The sequence below is a fragment of the Methanocella sp. genome (assembly GCF_035506375.1).
Classification (GTDB): Archaea; Halobacteriota; Methanocellia; order Methanocellales; family Methanocellaceae; genus Methanocella.
This window is the reverse complement of record NZ_DATJPM010000012.1, coordinates 24532-40124: the sequence shown is the minus strand read 5'-3', so window position 1 is coordinate 40124 and position 15593 is coordinate 24532. Positions and strand designations below refer to the sequence as shown.

The 15593-nt window shown below is 52.6% G+C and carries 14 protein-coding genes and 1 tRNA gene; 13 read left to right on the top strand and 2 right to left on the bottom strand.

Annotated features, from left to right (window positions below; translation table 11 throughout):
• Positions 1–429 precede the first annotated feature (429 nt).
• Entirely contained in the window at positions 430–1470 is a 1041-nt protein-coding gene (locus tag VMC84_RS01525; protein WP_325377446.1) for a tyrosine-type recombinase/integrase, read from the top strand.
• A 32-nt stretch (positions 1471–1502) separates the two neighbouring features.
• Positions 1503–1982 carry a hypothetical protein gene (locus tag VMC84_RS01520; protein ID WP_325377444.1) on the top strand — a complete coding sequence of 160 codons (480 nt, stop codon included), beginning with the start codon at positions 1503–1505 and terminating at the stop codon, positions 1980–1982.
• A 377-nt stretch (positions 1983–2359) separates the two neighbouring features.
• Here the strand turns inward: VMC84_RS01520 and VMC84_RS01515 are convergent, their stop codons facing one another.
• Together VMC84_RS01515 and VMC84_RS01510 are read right to left on the bottom strand one after the other, a co-directional pair.
• Positions 2360–2944, bottom strand: a complete 585-nt coding sequence (locus tag VMC84_RS01515) for a hypothetical protein (RefSeq protein ID WP_325377443.1) — start codon at positions 2942–2944, stop codon at positions 2360–2362.
• Positions 2945–3361: 417 nt separating this feature from the next.
• Positions 3362–3435 (bottom strand) — tRNA-Thr (locus VMC84_RS01510).
• A gap of 129 nt (positions 3436–3564) precedes the next feature.
• Between VMC84_RS01510 and VMC84_RS01505 the strand changes: the two genes are divergently transcribed.
• The 11 genes from VMC84_RS01505 to pheT all read left to right on the top strand — a co-directional run bounded on the left by VMC84_RS01505 (position 3565) and on the right by pheT (position 15580).
• On the top strand, positions 3565–5367 hold the full coding sequence (locus VMC84_RS01505) for an NAD-binding protein (RefSeq protein ID WP_325377442.1): 1803 nt from the start codon (positions 3565–3567) through the stop codon (positions 5365–5367).
• A 98-nt stretch (positions 5368–5465) separates the two neighbouring features.
• Positions 5466–6518 (top strand): hypothetical protein, encoded by a 1053-nt coding sequence (locus tag VMC84_RS01500; protein ID WP_325377440.1) that lies wholly within the window; start codon positions 5466–5468, stop codon positions 6516–6518.
• Positions 6519–6654: 136 nt separating this feature from the next.
• The gene (locus VMC84_RS01495) at positions 6655–6960 is read left to right on the top strand and encodes an MscL family protein (protein ID WP_325377438.1); all 306 of its coding nucleotides are present in this window, start codon (positions 6655–6657) and stop codon (positions 6958–6960) included.
• A gap of 61 nt (positions 6961–7021) precedes the next feature.
• Positions 7022–7969, top strand: a complete 948-nt coding sequence (dph2, locus tag VMC84_RS01490) for a diphthamide biosynthesis enzyme Dph2 (protein ID WP_325377437.1) — start codon at positions 7022–7024, stop codon at positions 7967–7969.
• Between the two features lie 104 nt (positions 7970–8073).
• Positions 8074–8346: a hypothetical protein gene (locus VMC84_RS01485; RefSeq protein WP_325377435.1), complete on the top strand. Its 273-nt coding sequence runs from the start codon at positions 8074–8076 to the stop codon at positions 8344–8346.
• A gap of 73 nt (positions 8347–8419) precedes the next feature.
• Entirely contained in the window at positions 8420–8980 is a 561-nt protein-coding gene (locus tag VMC84_RS01480; RefSeq protein ID WP_325377433.1) for a hypothetical protein, read from the top strand.
• Between the two features lie 190 nt (positions 8981–9170).
• A complete protein-coding gene (locus VMC84_RS01475) occupies positions 9171–9929 on the top strand; it encodes a DUF169 domain-containing protein (RefSeq protein ID WP_325377431.1) in 759 nt (252 codons plus the stop codon).
• Between the two features lie 148 nt (positions 9930–10077).
• The gene (endA, locus tag VMC84_RS01470) at positions 10078–11154 is read left to right on the top strand and encodes a tRNA-intron lyase (protein WP_325377429.1); all 1077 of its coding nucleotides are present in this window, start codon (positions 10078–10080) and stop codon (positions 11152–11154) included.
• Positions 11155–11165: 11 nt separating this feature from the next.
• Positions 11166–12419, top strand: a complete 1254-nt coding sequence (locus VMC84_RS01465; protein ID WP_325377427.1) for a tryptophan--tRNA ligase — start codon at positions 11166–11168, stop codon at positions 12417–12419.
• 24 nt (positions 12420–12443) lie between these two features.
• Complete coding sequence (locus VMC84_RS01460) at positions 12444–13931, top strand: phenylalanine--tRNA ligase subunit alpha (protein ID WP_325377425.1); 1488 nt, start codon at positions 12444–12446, stop codon at positions 13929–13931.
• A complete protein-coding gene (gene pheT / locus VMC84_RS01455; protein ID WP_325377424.1) occupies positions 13919–15580 on the top strand; it encodes a phenylalanine--tRNA ligase subunit beta in 1662 nt (553 codons plus the stop codon). Before VMC84_RS01460 ends, pheT begins: the two co-directional genes overlap by 13 nt.
• The last annotated feature ends 13 nt before the right edge of the window (positions 15581–15593 follow it).

Below are 15593 nucleotides of genomic sequence, written 5' to 3'. Positions count from 1 at the left end.
GCCTGGGCATAGGCAACCTGTTGAGATATATTCCGCTTGTGGCAGATATGGCTTATGTGTTACATTATATTCTTGAGCCCGTAAACTTGTGATAAGACTTACAGATAAGCTATGATGAAAAGAAAGAAGTAGTATATCGATTTAGATAGTTATTAAAATTGTATGGGTCAGCATGTGATGCCAGATACATATAAATTTGGCTTAATTTGTCAGCGCTTGGAAATGGGTCCAAAATAAAAATAGACAGTATATTTGGCTTTTAAAAAGGAAAAGAGCCCCCGCCGAGATTTGAACTCGGGACCTGCTGATTACAAGATTACCAATTGGAAATCATGGGCTGCATGTTATACTTTATAAAAATAGCAGCGGGCTTTTATTCAACCATCTGCCTGAGATGTCACAGAAAAACTTGTCAGCAGGACATTGGAAATGAAGCAAAGCAGAGTCAGTTTATATAAAGCAGCGAAGAACCAGCAGGTGGTCGGGGCGGAAGACGTTGGAAACTTGCCACGAAGTATTTATGATATACGGGACATGGGAACGCCGGTGATAGGCTATGATACGAGGAAGTATCATATGTCTAATAAAAACAATATAACGAGGTTGGAGGCGCATTTAAGCAGCCATAACCTTGGTAAAAAAACGAAGGAAACGACCATTCGTGCCGTGATGGATATCATCAGGAATTACGCCATTACGGAGCCCTCGCAGGCGAATGCGGAGAAGCTGAAGAACCAAATGCTCGCCCGGGGTGGGAAGGCGAATTCCATCCGGCTATACCTCATCGCCCTAAGGCACTGGGCCCGGTCGCAGGGCCGGGACATCGAGATTGTCAGTGAGAAGAAAAAGCGGACGGGGAAGTATCAGGACGCGGTGGCCATGCCGCACCTCGACGTCCCGGACCCGAAGGCCAAAATCATCGACCCGGCCACGCGTTTTAAATTGCTCCACGACCCCGAGATGTGCCTACGCGACCGTGCAATATTTTGGGTGCTCTTCACGACCGGCATGCGTCCCGGCGAGGCGGCGGCCCTTACCATGGATTGTATCCTGCACGATACGAAGCGCCTGCACGTCCAGCACACCAAGACGCAGAGGGACCGGATTGCTTCGCTCACCGACGAAGCTTATGGCGTCCTCATGGAGTATGTGGCTGAACGGAATCTGTGGCTGGCGCAGAACGGCTACAACAGCGATTATATGTTCGTGGTCCGGGAAGGGAAGCCGATAAACCCGGATAGCATCCGGCAGATATGGTACCGCACGAAGAAGAGGCACCACATCGAGGGCCGGTTTTACCCCTATCGCGCACGCCACACGGCGATTACAGCGATGGCCAACATTCCCGGGAACAATCTCCGGGACGTCCAGAAGCAGGTCGGACAACGCTCGCTGGAAGTCCTCGAACACTATCTGGCGACGGATGCTAATGCCTTCCAGAAGAGGCTGAATGAGGGTATGGCCTATTAAGGCCGTATCCCCCTTTCATCTGAGGTAGACTTATGGCCAACCATAGGAAACCTTACAAAGAGAAGGCCAACCAAGTATCAGCTTCCCTGTATGGCTGGCAAATTGCGACGCTCAAGGCAAAATATGGCCAAAACGTGTCTTCCGCCATCCGGGAAGCCGTCACGCTCTTCTTAAAAGACGATGAAGCCGCTAAACGCCGAAGGTTAAAGGAGCTACAGGCCGAGATGGCGGCCATCGAGGCGGAGCTTCGGGCAATCGGCGAAATAAAAGAGGCGGAGGCAAAACAATACCGGGGGATGCTGGAGGCGGCGGAGCCCGCGCGGCGGAGCGCCGAATACCAGAATTTGGTAAAGAAAGCAGTGGGGGCCATAAAATACCTCTATGGTGATGCGGAGACTGGTGAATCTAAAAAATATAAGCTCGAAGAAGCGGAATGCATCGGTAGAAATCTGGGCGTACCAATGGAAATCGTTCGGGATGATATTGAAGCGGGTCTGAAGAAGGTTGAATGATTGTTTAACAAATGTTTGACAATCATTCGATACCGTATAGGATTATGGACCTGCCCATTATTTTTTAAGACCGTTCGCTATCTAAAAATTCTGGCGAAGCTCGCCTGTTTCTCGTCCTCATCTCGCTCGTCAGCTCCGCTTCCTCGCTCCATTCTCGCTCCGTCACCGACGCCCGGTTGTAGCGGTATGTTATTACGTCAGCTTATAGGATGCCCGAAAGGTGCTAATACTTAATTGCAGCCACTGGTAAAAAGATGGCATGGGTAGGGTTATTTTACCGGGTAGACTATTTTTACGTGTATTTGACTTGTTTAGCCCCCATAGGTTGAAGATAACCCATCTAAATGGTTACCGTAATCCTATCATACGGCACTTCTCTATATCGGTGGGACATAATCTGATTTAACTACGTTGCCAGTGTTTAAATCGACAACGATTTCCACGCTATAGTAATTGGGTAATCCTGTACTTACGCGTATAGTGTGGCCATCACTCGGGTCCGTCTCCCACCGGGCTTGCCAGCTATCATCGGGGTATACGTTATATTCTTTACATAGTGGAGAATTTGCGGCTATTTCGAGTGCTTTGTTCTTTTTATCCTGAGGCACAGTGATATCTTGTAACGGTATAGGATTTTGCTCAGGAGCATCTTGCCCAAATCCACCCTTCTTCATTGAAGTAATCGGCGAGCTAACAGTCGTGGTGGATGGCATTATTTGAAATCCATTAAGTTCGCTTAAACTAGGAAATGCGATTGATGATAAATCCATAGAAGGAGCTTTAAACATTGTAGGACTACTATCGCTCGTCCAGAGTGAAGACGTGCCTAACGGATTTATATTCATCGAAAGTTCTGGAAAACTCATCAACGAACCAAATTGGTAAGGCATTGATAACGCGCTCACCGGAATCATAAATGCAAGCATTAGTGATATTATTAAGGCTACTTTCAACCCTCTCATACGATACCCTCCTCAAACTATTACATTTATATATATTTAATTTATATATTAAATGGTAATAAAACTATCGAAAGCATCCCCAAAAATGCGTATGAATATCGGCATTTCTATCTACCATTCAAGCTAAAGACCGAGATTGGTAATGTCTACTCAACAAAAAATCAAAAGGTTCCCCCCAACAGGGATTATTAGAAATTTTTAAAGTTATCACAACAACCATTCATGGATATATGGGTTAAACATAAACCATTATATGGTCACAAGACCAATATTGATTCGCTGATAAATGTCTGCGTGACTGTCAGTAGATAGCTGAAACAAAGCCAAATAAATATGTATTTCCTGTAAACCCAGTCAGCAAGCATAAATCGCTCGGATTGGCAAAACAACCTCAAATCGGGCTTTAAAAAGGAAAAGAGCCCCCGCCGAGATTTGAACTCGGGACCTGCTGATTACAAGTCAGCCGCTCTACCAGGCTGAGCCACAGAGGCATCTTGTATAAAGCAGTACATAGATACAAATGGTCCTATTAATATTTTGCGCGCTTCGGCCATAAATCTCTCACAACTGACAGGTCGAATAATAATTATATAACAATCCGACGCTTATTTAGTATTTACATGAGCGGTGCCGGAGAAGGGGTGGCTTCACAGCCAAAACTAAATAAGCCCGTCATTTTATGGCGAAAATACATCCAGCGCACGTGGCATATCATTGAATGGCCCGCGATCCTGCTCTTCTTGATGATCGTTCTGGCGGCCGGATACTTCGGGCTAAAGAACTATTATAGCTCGCTCGGGCAGATAAGGTCGCTTCCGGATATCCTCTACTCGCTACTGCAGCTCTTTATAATGGGCTCGAACCTTGCCAGCGGCTCGATTAACTTCGAGCTCGAGATCGTCCGCCTGCTGGCCCCGATCTTTCCTTTTTACATGATCATCATGCTCTTCGGGAGGGTGTTCCAGGAAAGGCTACAGCAATTTTATTTAAAATGGCTCGTCCGGGACCACGTGATCATCTGCGGAATGAACCCTCGCGCCCTGTTACTGGCTAAGGACTTTTATGAGCGCGGCTACCGTATCGTGGTCGTGGATAATGGCCTTACCCCAGGCATGCGGGAAAAGTGCCGTGATCTGGACGCCATCGTGCTGGCAGGGAGCGGCTCAGATCCTGAAATACTCAGAAAAGCGAAAGTCGATGTGGCCCGTTATATTATCGCTGTCCTGGACAACGAAGGCGTGAATGCGGAGGCGGCGGTCAATGCCGGCAGGCTCTCGGGAGAAAGTAAGAGCAAGGTCCTCACCTGCTACGTGCATATCGCGGATATCCGCCTGTGGAGCCTGCTCCGGGGCTTTCAGCTCAGGATGGGGAAGCCCGATGCGTTCCGCGTCGAGTTCATCAATAGCTATAACAGCGGCGCCCGCGTCCTGCTCGGAAAATATCCTGCCCCAGCCGAGGGAATAATGATCATCGGCCCGGGCAAGATCGGCGAGAACATCGCTGTCGAGGCGGCCCGGGGCTGGTACTATAGCGGGGTGAGGGGAAAACCCCGCCTCGTTCTGGTCGACAGGGGCGCGAAAGATATGAAAGAGCGCCTTTCCTTATATTATCCACGCATGGCGGAAGCGTGCGATATCACGGCCCTCGACATCGATATTCTATCGCCTGAATTTTTAAGGGGCGATATGCTGGCGCACCTCTTTAAGGATTATAGCCGGCTCCGGACCTATTTTTGCCATGGTGATGACGTGTCCGGCGTATTGATCGCACTCTCGATTCTTCCGCATATTCAGCATACTTCCGGCCAGACAGTCCTGTGCATAGAACAGGATTCCGGGCTTGCAGGCATGGTCCAGGGTGAGGGCCTGGAGATATTCCCGCTCTTAAACGAGGCCTACCGGCATGAAGTGTTACTGGGTGGCATCAACGCTATCCTGGCCCGGGCGATACACGAAGACTATCTCCAGAAACAGGGGGAGGCAGGCGCCGTATCGAACCCGTCGATGGTGCCGTGGGATGAGCTGCCCGAAGACCTGAAGGAGTCCAACCGGCGCAGCGCCGACGGCATCATGGCCCGTCTCAAGGCGGTCGGCTGTGACATCATGCCGCTGAATGACTGGGGGGCCCGGCTCATCGAGTTCTCGGCCGAAGAGGTCGAGACGATGTCCATAATGGAGCACGACCGCTGGGTAAGAGAAAGATTATTACAGGGCTACAAATATGCTCCCGGCCCGAAGAATCTGGAAAAGAAGACCAGTCCCTATATCCTGGACTGGGATAAGCTTCCCGAAGATATCAAGGATCTGGACCGGAATGTGGTCCGGAGTGTGCCCTCTTTCCTGGCGCGCGAGGGGTTTCAGGTCTGCCGTATTGAAAGCGTCCCGGAGGTAAGGACGATAGCGAGCCCTCCCACCGCTTTATGAGTGCATTAGAGCCCTATTGACCATCGGGCTATTTTTCAATCGCAGGGAGCACAAAGCTTAATACCTTTTATGGTTTAAAGGAAATGGGGATGGAAAGGATGAGCTTACTCTATCAGTTCCTAGGGTATACTCCCGAAAACTACAACCGGGTCAGCCCGGCCCAGTACGAGCTGCTGATTTGCCTCACCAGACAGCAGGTCGACGACAATTTACTTCACTCCTGGACCCCGATAGTCGGGTCTTTAGAACACAATATCGCTTTATTTTGCAGTGAGGGCCTCATCGAGGAGGCATCGTTAGAAGAAAAATTCGATTCCAAATTCCGCGTATCAGATATCAAGTCGCTTTTAGACAAACACAGCATATCGGTGAACCCGAAGGCCAGGAAATCGGAGATGATCGCCCGGTACCTGGACAGCATACCGTTGACCGCCGCGGCAGGCGAGGTCGCGGATATACGGCTTTACCGGGCAACGGGCGAAGGTAAAAAACGCTTAGAGTTCTACCTGGCCCAGAAAGAAATGGCCCGAAAAACGATGGAGGCGAGCGCCATGGCCTACCTGATGAACGGAGACCTCACCCGTGCCGGCCAGCGCATCGCACTCCACGAGACTCAGCAGATATTCCCGCGTGGTCCGGGCATCGACTGGTCGAAGGGCATGCCCGAAGCCTGCCTGAGGATGGCCGCCTACATTCTCTCCAACGACTATAGCGAGCTTCCCATGCTTGAAAGTCAGCGCAAGGAAGTCGGCGCGAAGCTAGCCCTGTCGGCATTATTGGGAGAGACGTACGCCGACGCCGGCAAGCGCATTCTCGATACGTCGAACGGCGAGTTCGGCTGGACCGTGTTCGGCAACGTGCTCAGGACAAACTCGTGCTGCGGCTATGCGGCGACGTGTAACCTGGACGACCCGCTCGAGATCGCCCAGCTCTATGCGCGCATGCGCATGAGCGAGGCGTGCACGAACATGGACCTCGAAAAGCTGGCAACGACACGGCTGGGCAAGGGAATCAAGATCCTTCCAGCAAACGGTAACCACTGTATCTCGTGTACCAGGGGCAAGCACCAGTACTCCTGGTCCGAGATACAAAGTCTGCCCCGGCTCCCCCGGCAATGGGGTTGCCTGTGCACGTACTCGGCCTGGATATAAAGATGATCAGAGACGGATGTCCTTATACTCCCCTCTTGCTAATTGTATAGGGGCATCCAGCTTTTTTTTAATTTCTTTAATTATATATAGTAAGTCTTTCATATTGTTTAAAAAGCGATTGTTCAGAGGTATATCCATGGGATTGTTACAGGAATTTAAGGAATTCTTAGCGGAATATAAGGTAATGGGGCTGGCTGTCGCATTTATCATGGGCGTTGCAGCTACGTCACTGATCACGGCACTTGTAAATGATATCATCATGCCAATTATCGGGAAACTGATCCCGGGTGGCGCATGGCAGACTGCGACGCTTAATATTGCCGGGATGTTATTTAAATGGGGCGACTTCCTGTCGCAACTGATCAACTTTATCATAATCGCGTTAGTCGTTTTCCTCATTGCCAAGTTTATCATGGGCGAGGAGAAGGTCACGAAAAAGTAGCCCTGTATTTCCTTTTTTATGCAAAAGTATTCATTAGGGTTCTTCTATCTTATTTTCAGCGATGTTCGACGTCCGGAAGATCCTCGAGACCATTAAAGCCCGTAACGCAAAGACCGTAGGTCTTCAATTCCCCGAGGGACTGAAGCGGCAGGGCCCGGACCTGGCGAAAGAGGTCGAGGAAAAGACGGGCGCGCTCGTCATCATTTCAGGCGATCCGTGCTACGGCGCCTGTGACATCGACGATGCCCTGCTCGATATGGTGGACGTGCTCTTCCACTTCGGCCATTCGCGCATATCGGATGACGAGCGCATCGTCTTCATGGAGTATTACCATGACGTCGACGTCGAGCGGGCCGTCCTCAATGCATTACCCATGCTGGGCCAGAAAGTGGGCGTCGTGACCACGGTCCAGCACATCCATAAGCTGGACGACATCGTTAAAATACTCAACGGGGCCGCCAAAGAGCCCGTTATCTCGAAAGGCGACTCCCGCATCACTTACCCGGGCCAGGTACTGGGCTGCAACTTCAGCGCCGTGCCCGGCGGCGTCGACTCCATCCTCTTCGTGGGCACGGGCAACTTCCACCCGATGGGCATGAGGCTCGCCCATAAGGTGCCCGTCGTGGCCGCCGACCCGTTCACGGGCGAAGCCCGCCTTGTTGACGTCGATAAAATAATGAAGCAGCGCTACGCCGTCATGGCGAAGGCCATGGGGGCGAAGAAATGGGGCATCATCATCGGCATGAAGTCCGGGCAGCAGCGCCCGGACCTGGCAAAAAAATTAAAAAATATCGCCGGCGATGCGGTGCTCATCTCCATCAAGGAGATCACGCCCGACCGGCTGCTGAACTTCAAGGTCGATGCCTACGTGTCCACGGCCTGCCCCCGCATCGCCATCGACGAGGCCGGCCGGTTCCCGGCGCCCGTGCTCACGCCGGTAGAGTTTGAGATGGTCAAAGGCCTGAGAGACTGGGAAAGCCTGGCGTTCGATGAGATAAAAGGCGATTAAGCAGCATGCTATTGCTCTTTATGGCATGACCGCCCGAATTTTTTGCCATTATTATCAAAGGCCTATATATTTTTTGATATTTATTTTTATAACAGGTATAGTAAATGGTCCATAAGGTTCACTGGGGTGTCATTCACGGCCGGGTCGCCGGATATGCGACTGGCTGGATTTCGATATCGTCGCTTGCGCATATTGTCGTAAAAGTGGGTCATGATACGATCAGGATACCCATCGACCAGCGGCAGATCAAGTTCATCCAGAAGGAGCATCCTGTCGGCGACATAGTCGAGCTGGAATATAATGGCGGCTGGCATATTCTTAGCCGTGCTACGCCAATGGACAACGATATTATAACTATGCTCAACAATATATATTAAATGCCTTATCCACCAGGGAAAAAATTTTAGAGTTGAGCAGCATCCGTATTCATCTATATGGGATGGTCCGATTATGATAAATAAAAAAGCAATACTGATACTCATTGCGGTCATGATCGTGGCCGTAACACTGGCCGACTCCGGATGTGTCGGCGCATTACGCTCTTACATTGAATCTATAGCGCCTTCCATTACGACGACGCCAACTCCCGCCTCTCCTACGCCTTTGCCAGCCCCGACGACCACGGCGACCCCGTTGCCAAAACCCACGGCGCCCGTCCACATTGACTTAATCTACACCGCGCCACTCGAGTCGGGCATCGATAGCAACGCCTCCGGCGTTCACGTCCTCACCGGCAACATCACCTATAACGGCGTGCCGGCGAGCGGTTTCGAAGTGCTTGTGGATACGAGGGGCGGTTTCGAATATGGAAATAAGACGGATTCCAAGGGCAAATTCATAGTGGGTTTCCACGATGACTGGAGCCCCACGTACTATTTGAAAGTCGCAGACGAGAAGAACGTCATCATCTATAGCGATAAAGCGCCTCACCCGGTCAACCAGACGGGCCCGTTCTGGATCCAGTTCGAGGTTCCCGAAACAAAGCAGATCAGCGTGACCATAACCCCTTAGACTGCAAAAGTCGAAATGCGATGGGCAACATAAATGGGGATATACAGGAGATGGCCGATTATTATGATCGGGCCGGCGATTTCCAGTACGGGACACTGGCTGAGGCACCGGGCGCCGAAGGCTTTGACCCATCGCTTAAACCAAAAAGGATATCACAGTTTATAACCCATATTTTTGTTCAGGTATAATTATGGCTGGACTCGCCGAGATGGGGAAAAAGCTTACGGAGGCCGGACGCCTGAAGCTCCGGCCGCTTTGCATCTATGGCTCGGATATAGCACCGGAGAGCGCTATCCCGTCGACCTCCCTGAACAGGTGTATAGCGCGCGCCGTATATATGAGCGCTGTGAACGACCAGACACCCGCTTTTTACATATCGTCGGGGCTGGAAGGATGCTGCGGGGGAGGCCAGCATTGGATGGGGTTCCAGGCCGCGCATCCGAAGCTGAAGTATTTTGTAACCATAGGGACGCCAGACTTTCATGGCGGTGCCGCCGAACACCTGAAGGCTTCGCCGGAGCTCTTCGAGGAACAGTCGCAGCGTTCCGGCAAGATAACGCCCGTTAAATACGTCGTCGTGTCTCCTATCACACCGAACGTCGAGGATAAGGATATACGCTCCATCGTATTGTTCGGCGGCTGCGAGCAAATACGGAATCTGGCCGGGCTCGCCGCCTATCATAGTGCGGACCCGTTCTATAAGGTCCTCATGTCCGCCGGGCCGACCTGTGCCACGATGATCACTTTCCCGGCGGGGATGGCCGAGAATGCGCCGAAGGATTCGGCCTTCGTCGGGCCGACGGATCCCACCGGCAACGTCTGGCTGCCGCCCGACCTCATGGCCATGGGGATACCAACAAGCGTGGCCCGCCAGATGGCCGCCGACGTGGACGGATCGTTCATCGGTAAAAGAAGCAAGGTGGCTTACCCGGTACGAAAGGTGCCATGACCGGCGCGACCGCGAGCTACCTGATCCCAAATACTGAAAAGCTTTTATCATAATCGGCGTCTGTCGGCATTATTTCGCTGCCGGTGAACAATAGTTTTTTATATAAACAATCGCAATCTGGTAGTAGATTCGGACGAGCGTTTATTCTATGAAGGGCGAGTTAAAGGGCGACCGGGTGGTCATGGGCAGGGATGCCATCGAGGAATTATACAATAACCTCTATTATGGCCGCCTGAAGGACGATTCCCTGGAGCTTGCTTTAGTCGAAGCCGCATATCTCGCAGACCGGGAAAAGATCTCGGTGGAATCACATGGAAAAGAGCTCTCATTCAAGGACCTTTTTATCGAAGCCTCACACCTGCAGGAATACTTCGAGCTGAAGTACATCGTTTATAGGGATCTCCGGGAAAGGGGCTACTATGTCCAGCCAGGCGTTACCGATTTTCGCGTCTACCCCCGGGGAGGTAAACCCGGTGTCACGGCTTCGCATCTATTTGTCCATGTAGTCACGGAGCGTAAGCCGCTCCCCATGACGCAGCTGATATCTAACCTGCAGGCCGCAGTGAACGTCCGCCGGGAAATGGCGCTCGCCATCGTCGACGAGGAGAGCGACATCACCTACTATGGCGTCAGGTTCCAGCGCATGCGGGGCGGAATGGGGCCGCTCGAAATCGAGATGAAGAAGGGCGTCGCAACCATGATGGCCGACCGGGTCATCATCTGGGACCAGGACATGTCCAGGCAGCTCCACGAACAGGGTTTCTATGGGAACATGCTGGACGAGAAGCGCCTACAGCTATCGCTGGTCGAGTCCGCCTACCTAATGAACAAGTACGGCCTTGAGATCCTCGACACGGAAAAGAATGAGCCGATAAACCTCGAAACCTTTATAGAAAAAACGCGCACAATAGACCGCGACTTCGAAGGCAAGCTGCGGGTCTACGCCGACCTGCGGGACCGGGGCCTGGTCGCCAAGACCGGATTCAAGTTCGGCAGCCACTTCAGGGTTTATCTCAAGATCGAAACGGTCAAAAAAATACCGCATTCGCTCTACCTTGTAGACTATATAGGGGATGGGCACGTGTTTAACCTGCCCGATCTTTCAAGGTCGGTGAGGCTTGCGAACAGCGTCCGGAAGGAAATGGTCTTCGCTTTCGAAAAAGCAGGCGCAGATTTACATAATGAAAGCGTACAGTATTTCAGCCTCGGGCGCATTAAGCTATAGGAACGATGGAAATGAACGAGGGATTCAAGGTCACGCCGTGGGACGTCACCGGAAAGGTGGATTACGCCCGGCTGATACAGGAGTTCGGCACGGAGCCGATCGACGATGAGCTGCTGCAACGCTGGAAGCGCATCACGGGCAGCATACCTGTGGCCATGCAAAGAAAGATATTCTTCTCGCATCGTGACCTGAAATGGCTGCTGGATAAGTACGAGCAGGGTGAAAAGTTCGTGCTCTACACCGGCAGGGGGCCGTCGGGCCATACACACCTGGGCCATCTATTGCCATGGTTGTTCACGAAGTATCTTCAGGACACTTTTGACGTTCCTCTCTACTTTCAGATGACGGACGAGGAAAAATTCCTGTTCAAAGACGATATAGCCCTCAAAGAGGGTATGTCCTACTCCTATGATAATGCGCTTGATGTCATAGCGCTGGGCTTCGACCCGAAGAAGACCTTCATCTTTTCCGACGTCGAATATAGCAAGACATTATACAAGATCGCCATCGAGGTCGCGAAGCGCGTGACGTTCTCCACTGCAAAGGCCGTCTTCGGCTACGATAATAGCTCGAACATCGGCATGATCTTCTTTACATCGATGCAGTCGGCGCCTGCATTCCTGCCCTCGGTCCATGCGGGAAAGAATATACCGGTGCTCATTCCTCATGCGATCGACCAGGACCCGCATTTCCGGGTCACCAGGGACGTGGCGCCTAAGCTGGGCTATTACAAGCCTGCGGCCATCCATTGCACATTCCTGCCGAGCCTGGCCGGCTCCGATAAGATGTCCGCCTCCAGGCCCGAGACGACGATATATACGACGGACGATCCGAATACCGCCAGAAAAAAGGTACTCAGCGCGTTCACGGGCGGCCGCGTGTCTGTCGAGGAGCAGAAAAAGCTGGGCGGAGTGCCCGGCGTCTGCGCCATATTCCAGTATTACTATTACCTCTTCGAAGAGGACCAGGAAAAGCTCAACGCGCGCGAGCAGAAATGCATGCGCGGCGAGATCATGTGCGGCGAATGTAAGCAGCAGCTGGCCGACCGCGTGGCTAGCTTCCTGGAGAAGCATCAGGAGAAGCGGGAAAAGGCGAAGGAGATCGTGGATCAGTTCATCGTAAGCGATTACAGTGCCGCCTACGATAAGTTAAAGAGGCCGCAGGATAGAAAAGAGGTCGCTAAACTCAAGAAAACTATGAAAGAATACTACAGCGTCAAGGAAGGCGACCAAATTCATATAAAAAAGACAAAAGAGCTCAAATAAAGATCATAGAGGGTAATTCGGCATATGGATCTGTCTGCTAACGAAAAGATCGTTTTAAAGGCCATCGGCGACATCGAGATGACCGCACGGGAAGTCTCGAAGACCACGGGCCTCAAGGCCGAGGCCGTCACGCACGCCGCCTACCTGCTGGAGGAAAAGAGGCTGGCGGCCGTCCAGGACGAGGTCGTCTCGGAATATGTGCTGACGGACGAGGGCCGGAAATACGCGGAAGCGGGGCTCCCGGAGCGGATAATTTTTAACGGGCTTCCGCCTCAGGGAGCGGCGTTAAAGGAATTAAAGGCCAGGTTTCCGCCAGCGACTGTCAGCATCGCCATGGGCTGGCTAAGGCAAAAAGGCTGGGCGAAGTTCGAGAAGAAGGACGGCGATACCGTCCTGGTGCCGCAAAAAGCCGAAAAGACGCCCGACGAAGTAGCGCTGGCGATCCTGTACGAGGGCAAAGAGCAGGAGGATCTGCCTGATAAGACTATGAAAGACCTGCTTAAGCGTAACCTCGTTATGCTAAAAGAAGAAAAAGAAAAGATAATTCTCATTACGGCTGCAGGGGCTGAGCTCAAAGAAAAGGGCATCACGGTCGAAGAAGAGGCCGGCCAGCTTACGCCCGAGATGATCGCCTCCGGCGCCTGGCAGGGCAAGTCATTCAGAAAGTTCGACGTGAGCGCGCCCGTCCTGATGGAGTACGGCGGCAGGAAACACATCCTCCGCATGGCCATGGACAAGGTCAAGCGCGTACTCATCGAGATGGGTTTCAAAGAGATGGAGGGCCCCATGGTCGACGCTGAATTCTATGTAAACGACCTATTATTCATGCCCCAGGACCACCCGGCGAGAACGCAGTGGGACCAGTTCAACCTGAAGAAGCCGAAGTACATCCATAAGCTTCCCAGTGATCTTGTCCACCGTGTCCGGGACATCCACGAGTACGGCGGCGAGACCGGTTCCCGGGGCTGGAATTACGAGTGGGACGAGCAGATCGCGAAAAAGCTCGTGCTCAGGGGCCACACGACCTCGGTGACAGCCCGATACCTGGCAAAGTACAATAAACCGCCTCAGAAGTTCTTCTCGGTAGCGCCCGTTTTCAGGAACGATACCATCGATATCACTCACCTGCTCGAATTCTACCAGATCGAAGGCTGGATCATGGACCACCAGCTTAGCATGCGGGACTTGATGGGCACGTTCAGGGAGTTCTACTCCCGCTTCGGAATCAAGGACCTCCGCTTCAAGCCGACGTATAACCCGTACACGGAGCCGAGCTTGGAGATCTATGGCCGGCACCCGAGGAGCGGCCGGATGATCGAGGTGGGCAACTCCGGCATGTTCCGGAAAGAAATGCTGGCACCCTACGACATCGACTGCGATGTCATAGCCTGGGGACTGGCCCTGGAGCGCTTATTAATGATCCTGTACGGATATGAGGACATTCGAGACCTGCATGGTCCTCTCTGCGACATCAACTTCCTCAGGAGCGTGCCCGTCATATGGCAACAGTAACGGTAAACTATCCTGATCTCATCAAGCTCATCGGCAAGGACATTTCCCTCGATAAGCTCAGGGATGACCTGTTCGAGCTGGGCCTGGAGACTGAGGCCGTAGACGGTGACGATGTGACCTTCGAGGTCACGAGCGACCGGGCCGACCTGCTTTGCGAGGAGGGCATAGCTCTCATGCTGCGTGCCTATTATGGCATTAAGACGGGATTGACCATACCGTCTGTTGAAAAGTCCGACTACCGCATCATCGTCGATCGGAAGCTGGAGCATGTCAGGCCCTTCGTCACGGGCGCCATCGTCAGGGACATTCACTTTACGGATGAATCCATTAAATCGATAATGCACCTGCAGGAGAAGCTTCACGGCACCTTCGGCCGCCGCAGGAAGAAGGGAGCCATCGGCATCCACGACCTGTCGAAGATAGAAGGAAAAGACATTCACTACCGTGCTATCGCCCGGGACGCCGTGAAGTTCGTCCCGCTCCAGAGCAATGAGGTCATGACGCCCGGGGAAGTGCTCGAGCGCCACGAGAAGGGCAAAGAATACGCCTATGTCCTCGAGGACAAGGACCTGGTGCCGGTCATATACGACGCGGAAGGCCTGTTCTCTTTCCCGCCCATCATTAACTCTAAGAGGACCGAAGTCAGCATCGACACGCACGAGCTGCTCATCGAGCTCACAGGCGAGGACCTGGGCACGATCGACTACATGCTTAATATCGCTTTATATGCGCTGTACATGCGGGGCGCGAAGATCTACGGCCTCAAGGTCGAGTATCCGGACCATACGCTCGAAAGGCCGAACCTTGAAGCGCGTACAATGCGCGTCGGGCTCCAGGAGATTAACTCTGTACTGGGCCTGGACCTGACGGCCATTAATGCTAAGGACCTGTTATTACGCATGGGCAATGGCGTCGCGGAGACGGGCAGCGACTACGTCGTCGTGGAGATACCGCCCTACAGGACGGACGTCATCCACGTGCGGGACGTCGTTGACGACATCGGACGCGTTTATGGCTTCAACAACATGCCCCCGATATACCCGAATACGCCCTCTGTAGGCCATCTGGCCGGGACGAATAAGCTCAACGATGCCGTGCGCGAGGTCATGATCGGCCTCGGATGCCAGGACACCCTGAACTTCATCCTCATTGGAAAGGAAGAAACATACACGAAGATGAACATGCCCGAGGACGGCCGGGCCGTCGAGCTCTCCAACCCTTACACCGACCAGTATAACATCATGCGCACCTGGATCGCGCCCTCGCTCATGATCGTGCTCTCGAATAACCTGCACCGCGAGTACCCGCAGAACATCTTCGAAGTCGGTACAGTGGCGCATCTGGACAACTTCGAGAACACGGGCGTGAAGGAAGAGGAGCACGTAGCCTGTGCGCTATGCTATTCGAAGGCCGGCTTTAACGAGATAAAGGCCCGGCTTCAGGCGTTATGCTTTAATTTCGGCCGGGCGGACATTTTGAGGACCGTCGCCGTCGAGCACCCTTCGTTCATTCCTGGAAGGTGCGCGGAGATATGTATCGGCGATAAAAAATCCGGCATCATTGGCGAGGTGCATCCACAAGTATTGAAAAACTGGGGTATCGAGATGCCAATAGCGCTATTCGAGATGGAAGTTTCCTCCTTAAAATAGGCGAAAGAATAAC

What these genes read in the sequence shown, in the direction of transcription:
- pheT (WP_325377424.1), top strand. Translation starts at nt 13,919, where the DNA reads ATGGCAACAGTAACGGTAAACTATCCTGATCTCATCAAGCTCATCGGC.
- VMC84_RS01525 (WP_325377446.1), top strand. Translation starts at nt 430, where the DNA reads ATGAAGCAAAGCAGAGTCAGTTTATATAAAGCAGCGAAGAACCAGCAG.
- VMC84_RS01505 (WP_325377442.1), top strand. Translation starts at nt 3,565, where the DNA reads ATGAGCGGTGCCGGAGAAGGGGTGGCTTCACAGCCAAAACTAAATAAG.
- VMC84_RS01475 (WP_325377431.1), top strand. Translation starts at nt 9,171, where the DNA reads ATGGCTGGACTCGCCGAGATGGGGAAAAAGCTTACGGAGGCCGGACGC.
- VMC84_RS01500 (WP_325377440.1), top strand. Translation starts at nt 5,466, where the DNA reads ATGAGCTTACTCTATCAGTTCCTAGGGTATACTCCCGAAAACTACAAC.
- VMC84_RS01480 (WP_325377433.1), top strand. Translation starts at nt 8,420, where the DNA reads ATGATAAATAAAAAAGCAATACTGATACTCATTGCGGTCATGATCGTG.
- VMC84_RS01495 (WP_325377438.1), top strand. Translation starts at nt 6,655, where the DNA reads ATGGGATTGTTACAGGAATTTAAGGAATTCTTAGCGGAATATAAGGTA.
- VMC84_RS01515 (WP_325377443.1), bottom strand. Translation starts at nt 2,944, where the DNA reads ATGAGAGGGTTGAAAGTAGCCTTAATAATATCACTAATGCTTGCATTT.
- VMC84_RS01485 (WP_325377435.1), top strand. Translation starts at nt 8,074, where the DNA reads ATGGTCCATAAGGTTCACTGGGGTGTCATTCACGGCCGGGTCGCCGGA.
- endA (WP_325377429.1), top strand. Translation starts at nt 10,078, where the DNA reads ATGAAGGGCGAGTTAAAGGGCGACCGGGTGGTCATGGGCAGGGATGCC.
- VMC84_RS01460 (WP_325377425.1), top strand. Translation starts at nt 12,444, where the DNA reads ATGGATCTGTCTGCTAACGAAAAGATCGTTTTAAAGGCCATCGGCGAC.
- dph2 (WP_325377437.1), top strand. Translation starts at nt 7,022, where the DNA reads ATGTTCGACGTCCGGAAGATCCTCGAGACCATTAAAGCCCGTAACGCA.
- VMC84_RS01520 (WP_325377444.1), top strand. Translation starts at nt 1,503, where the DNA reads ATGGCCAACCATAGGAAACCTTACAAAGAGAAGGCCAACCAAGTATCA.
- VMC84_RS01465 (WP_325377427.1), top strand. Translation starts at nt 11,166, where the DNA reads ATGAACGAGGGATTCAAGGTCACGCCGTGGGACGTCACCGGAAAGGTG.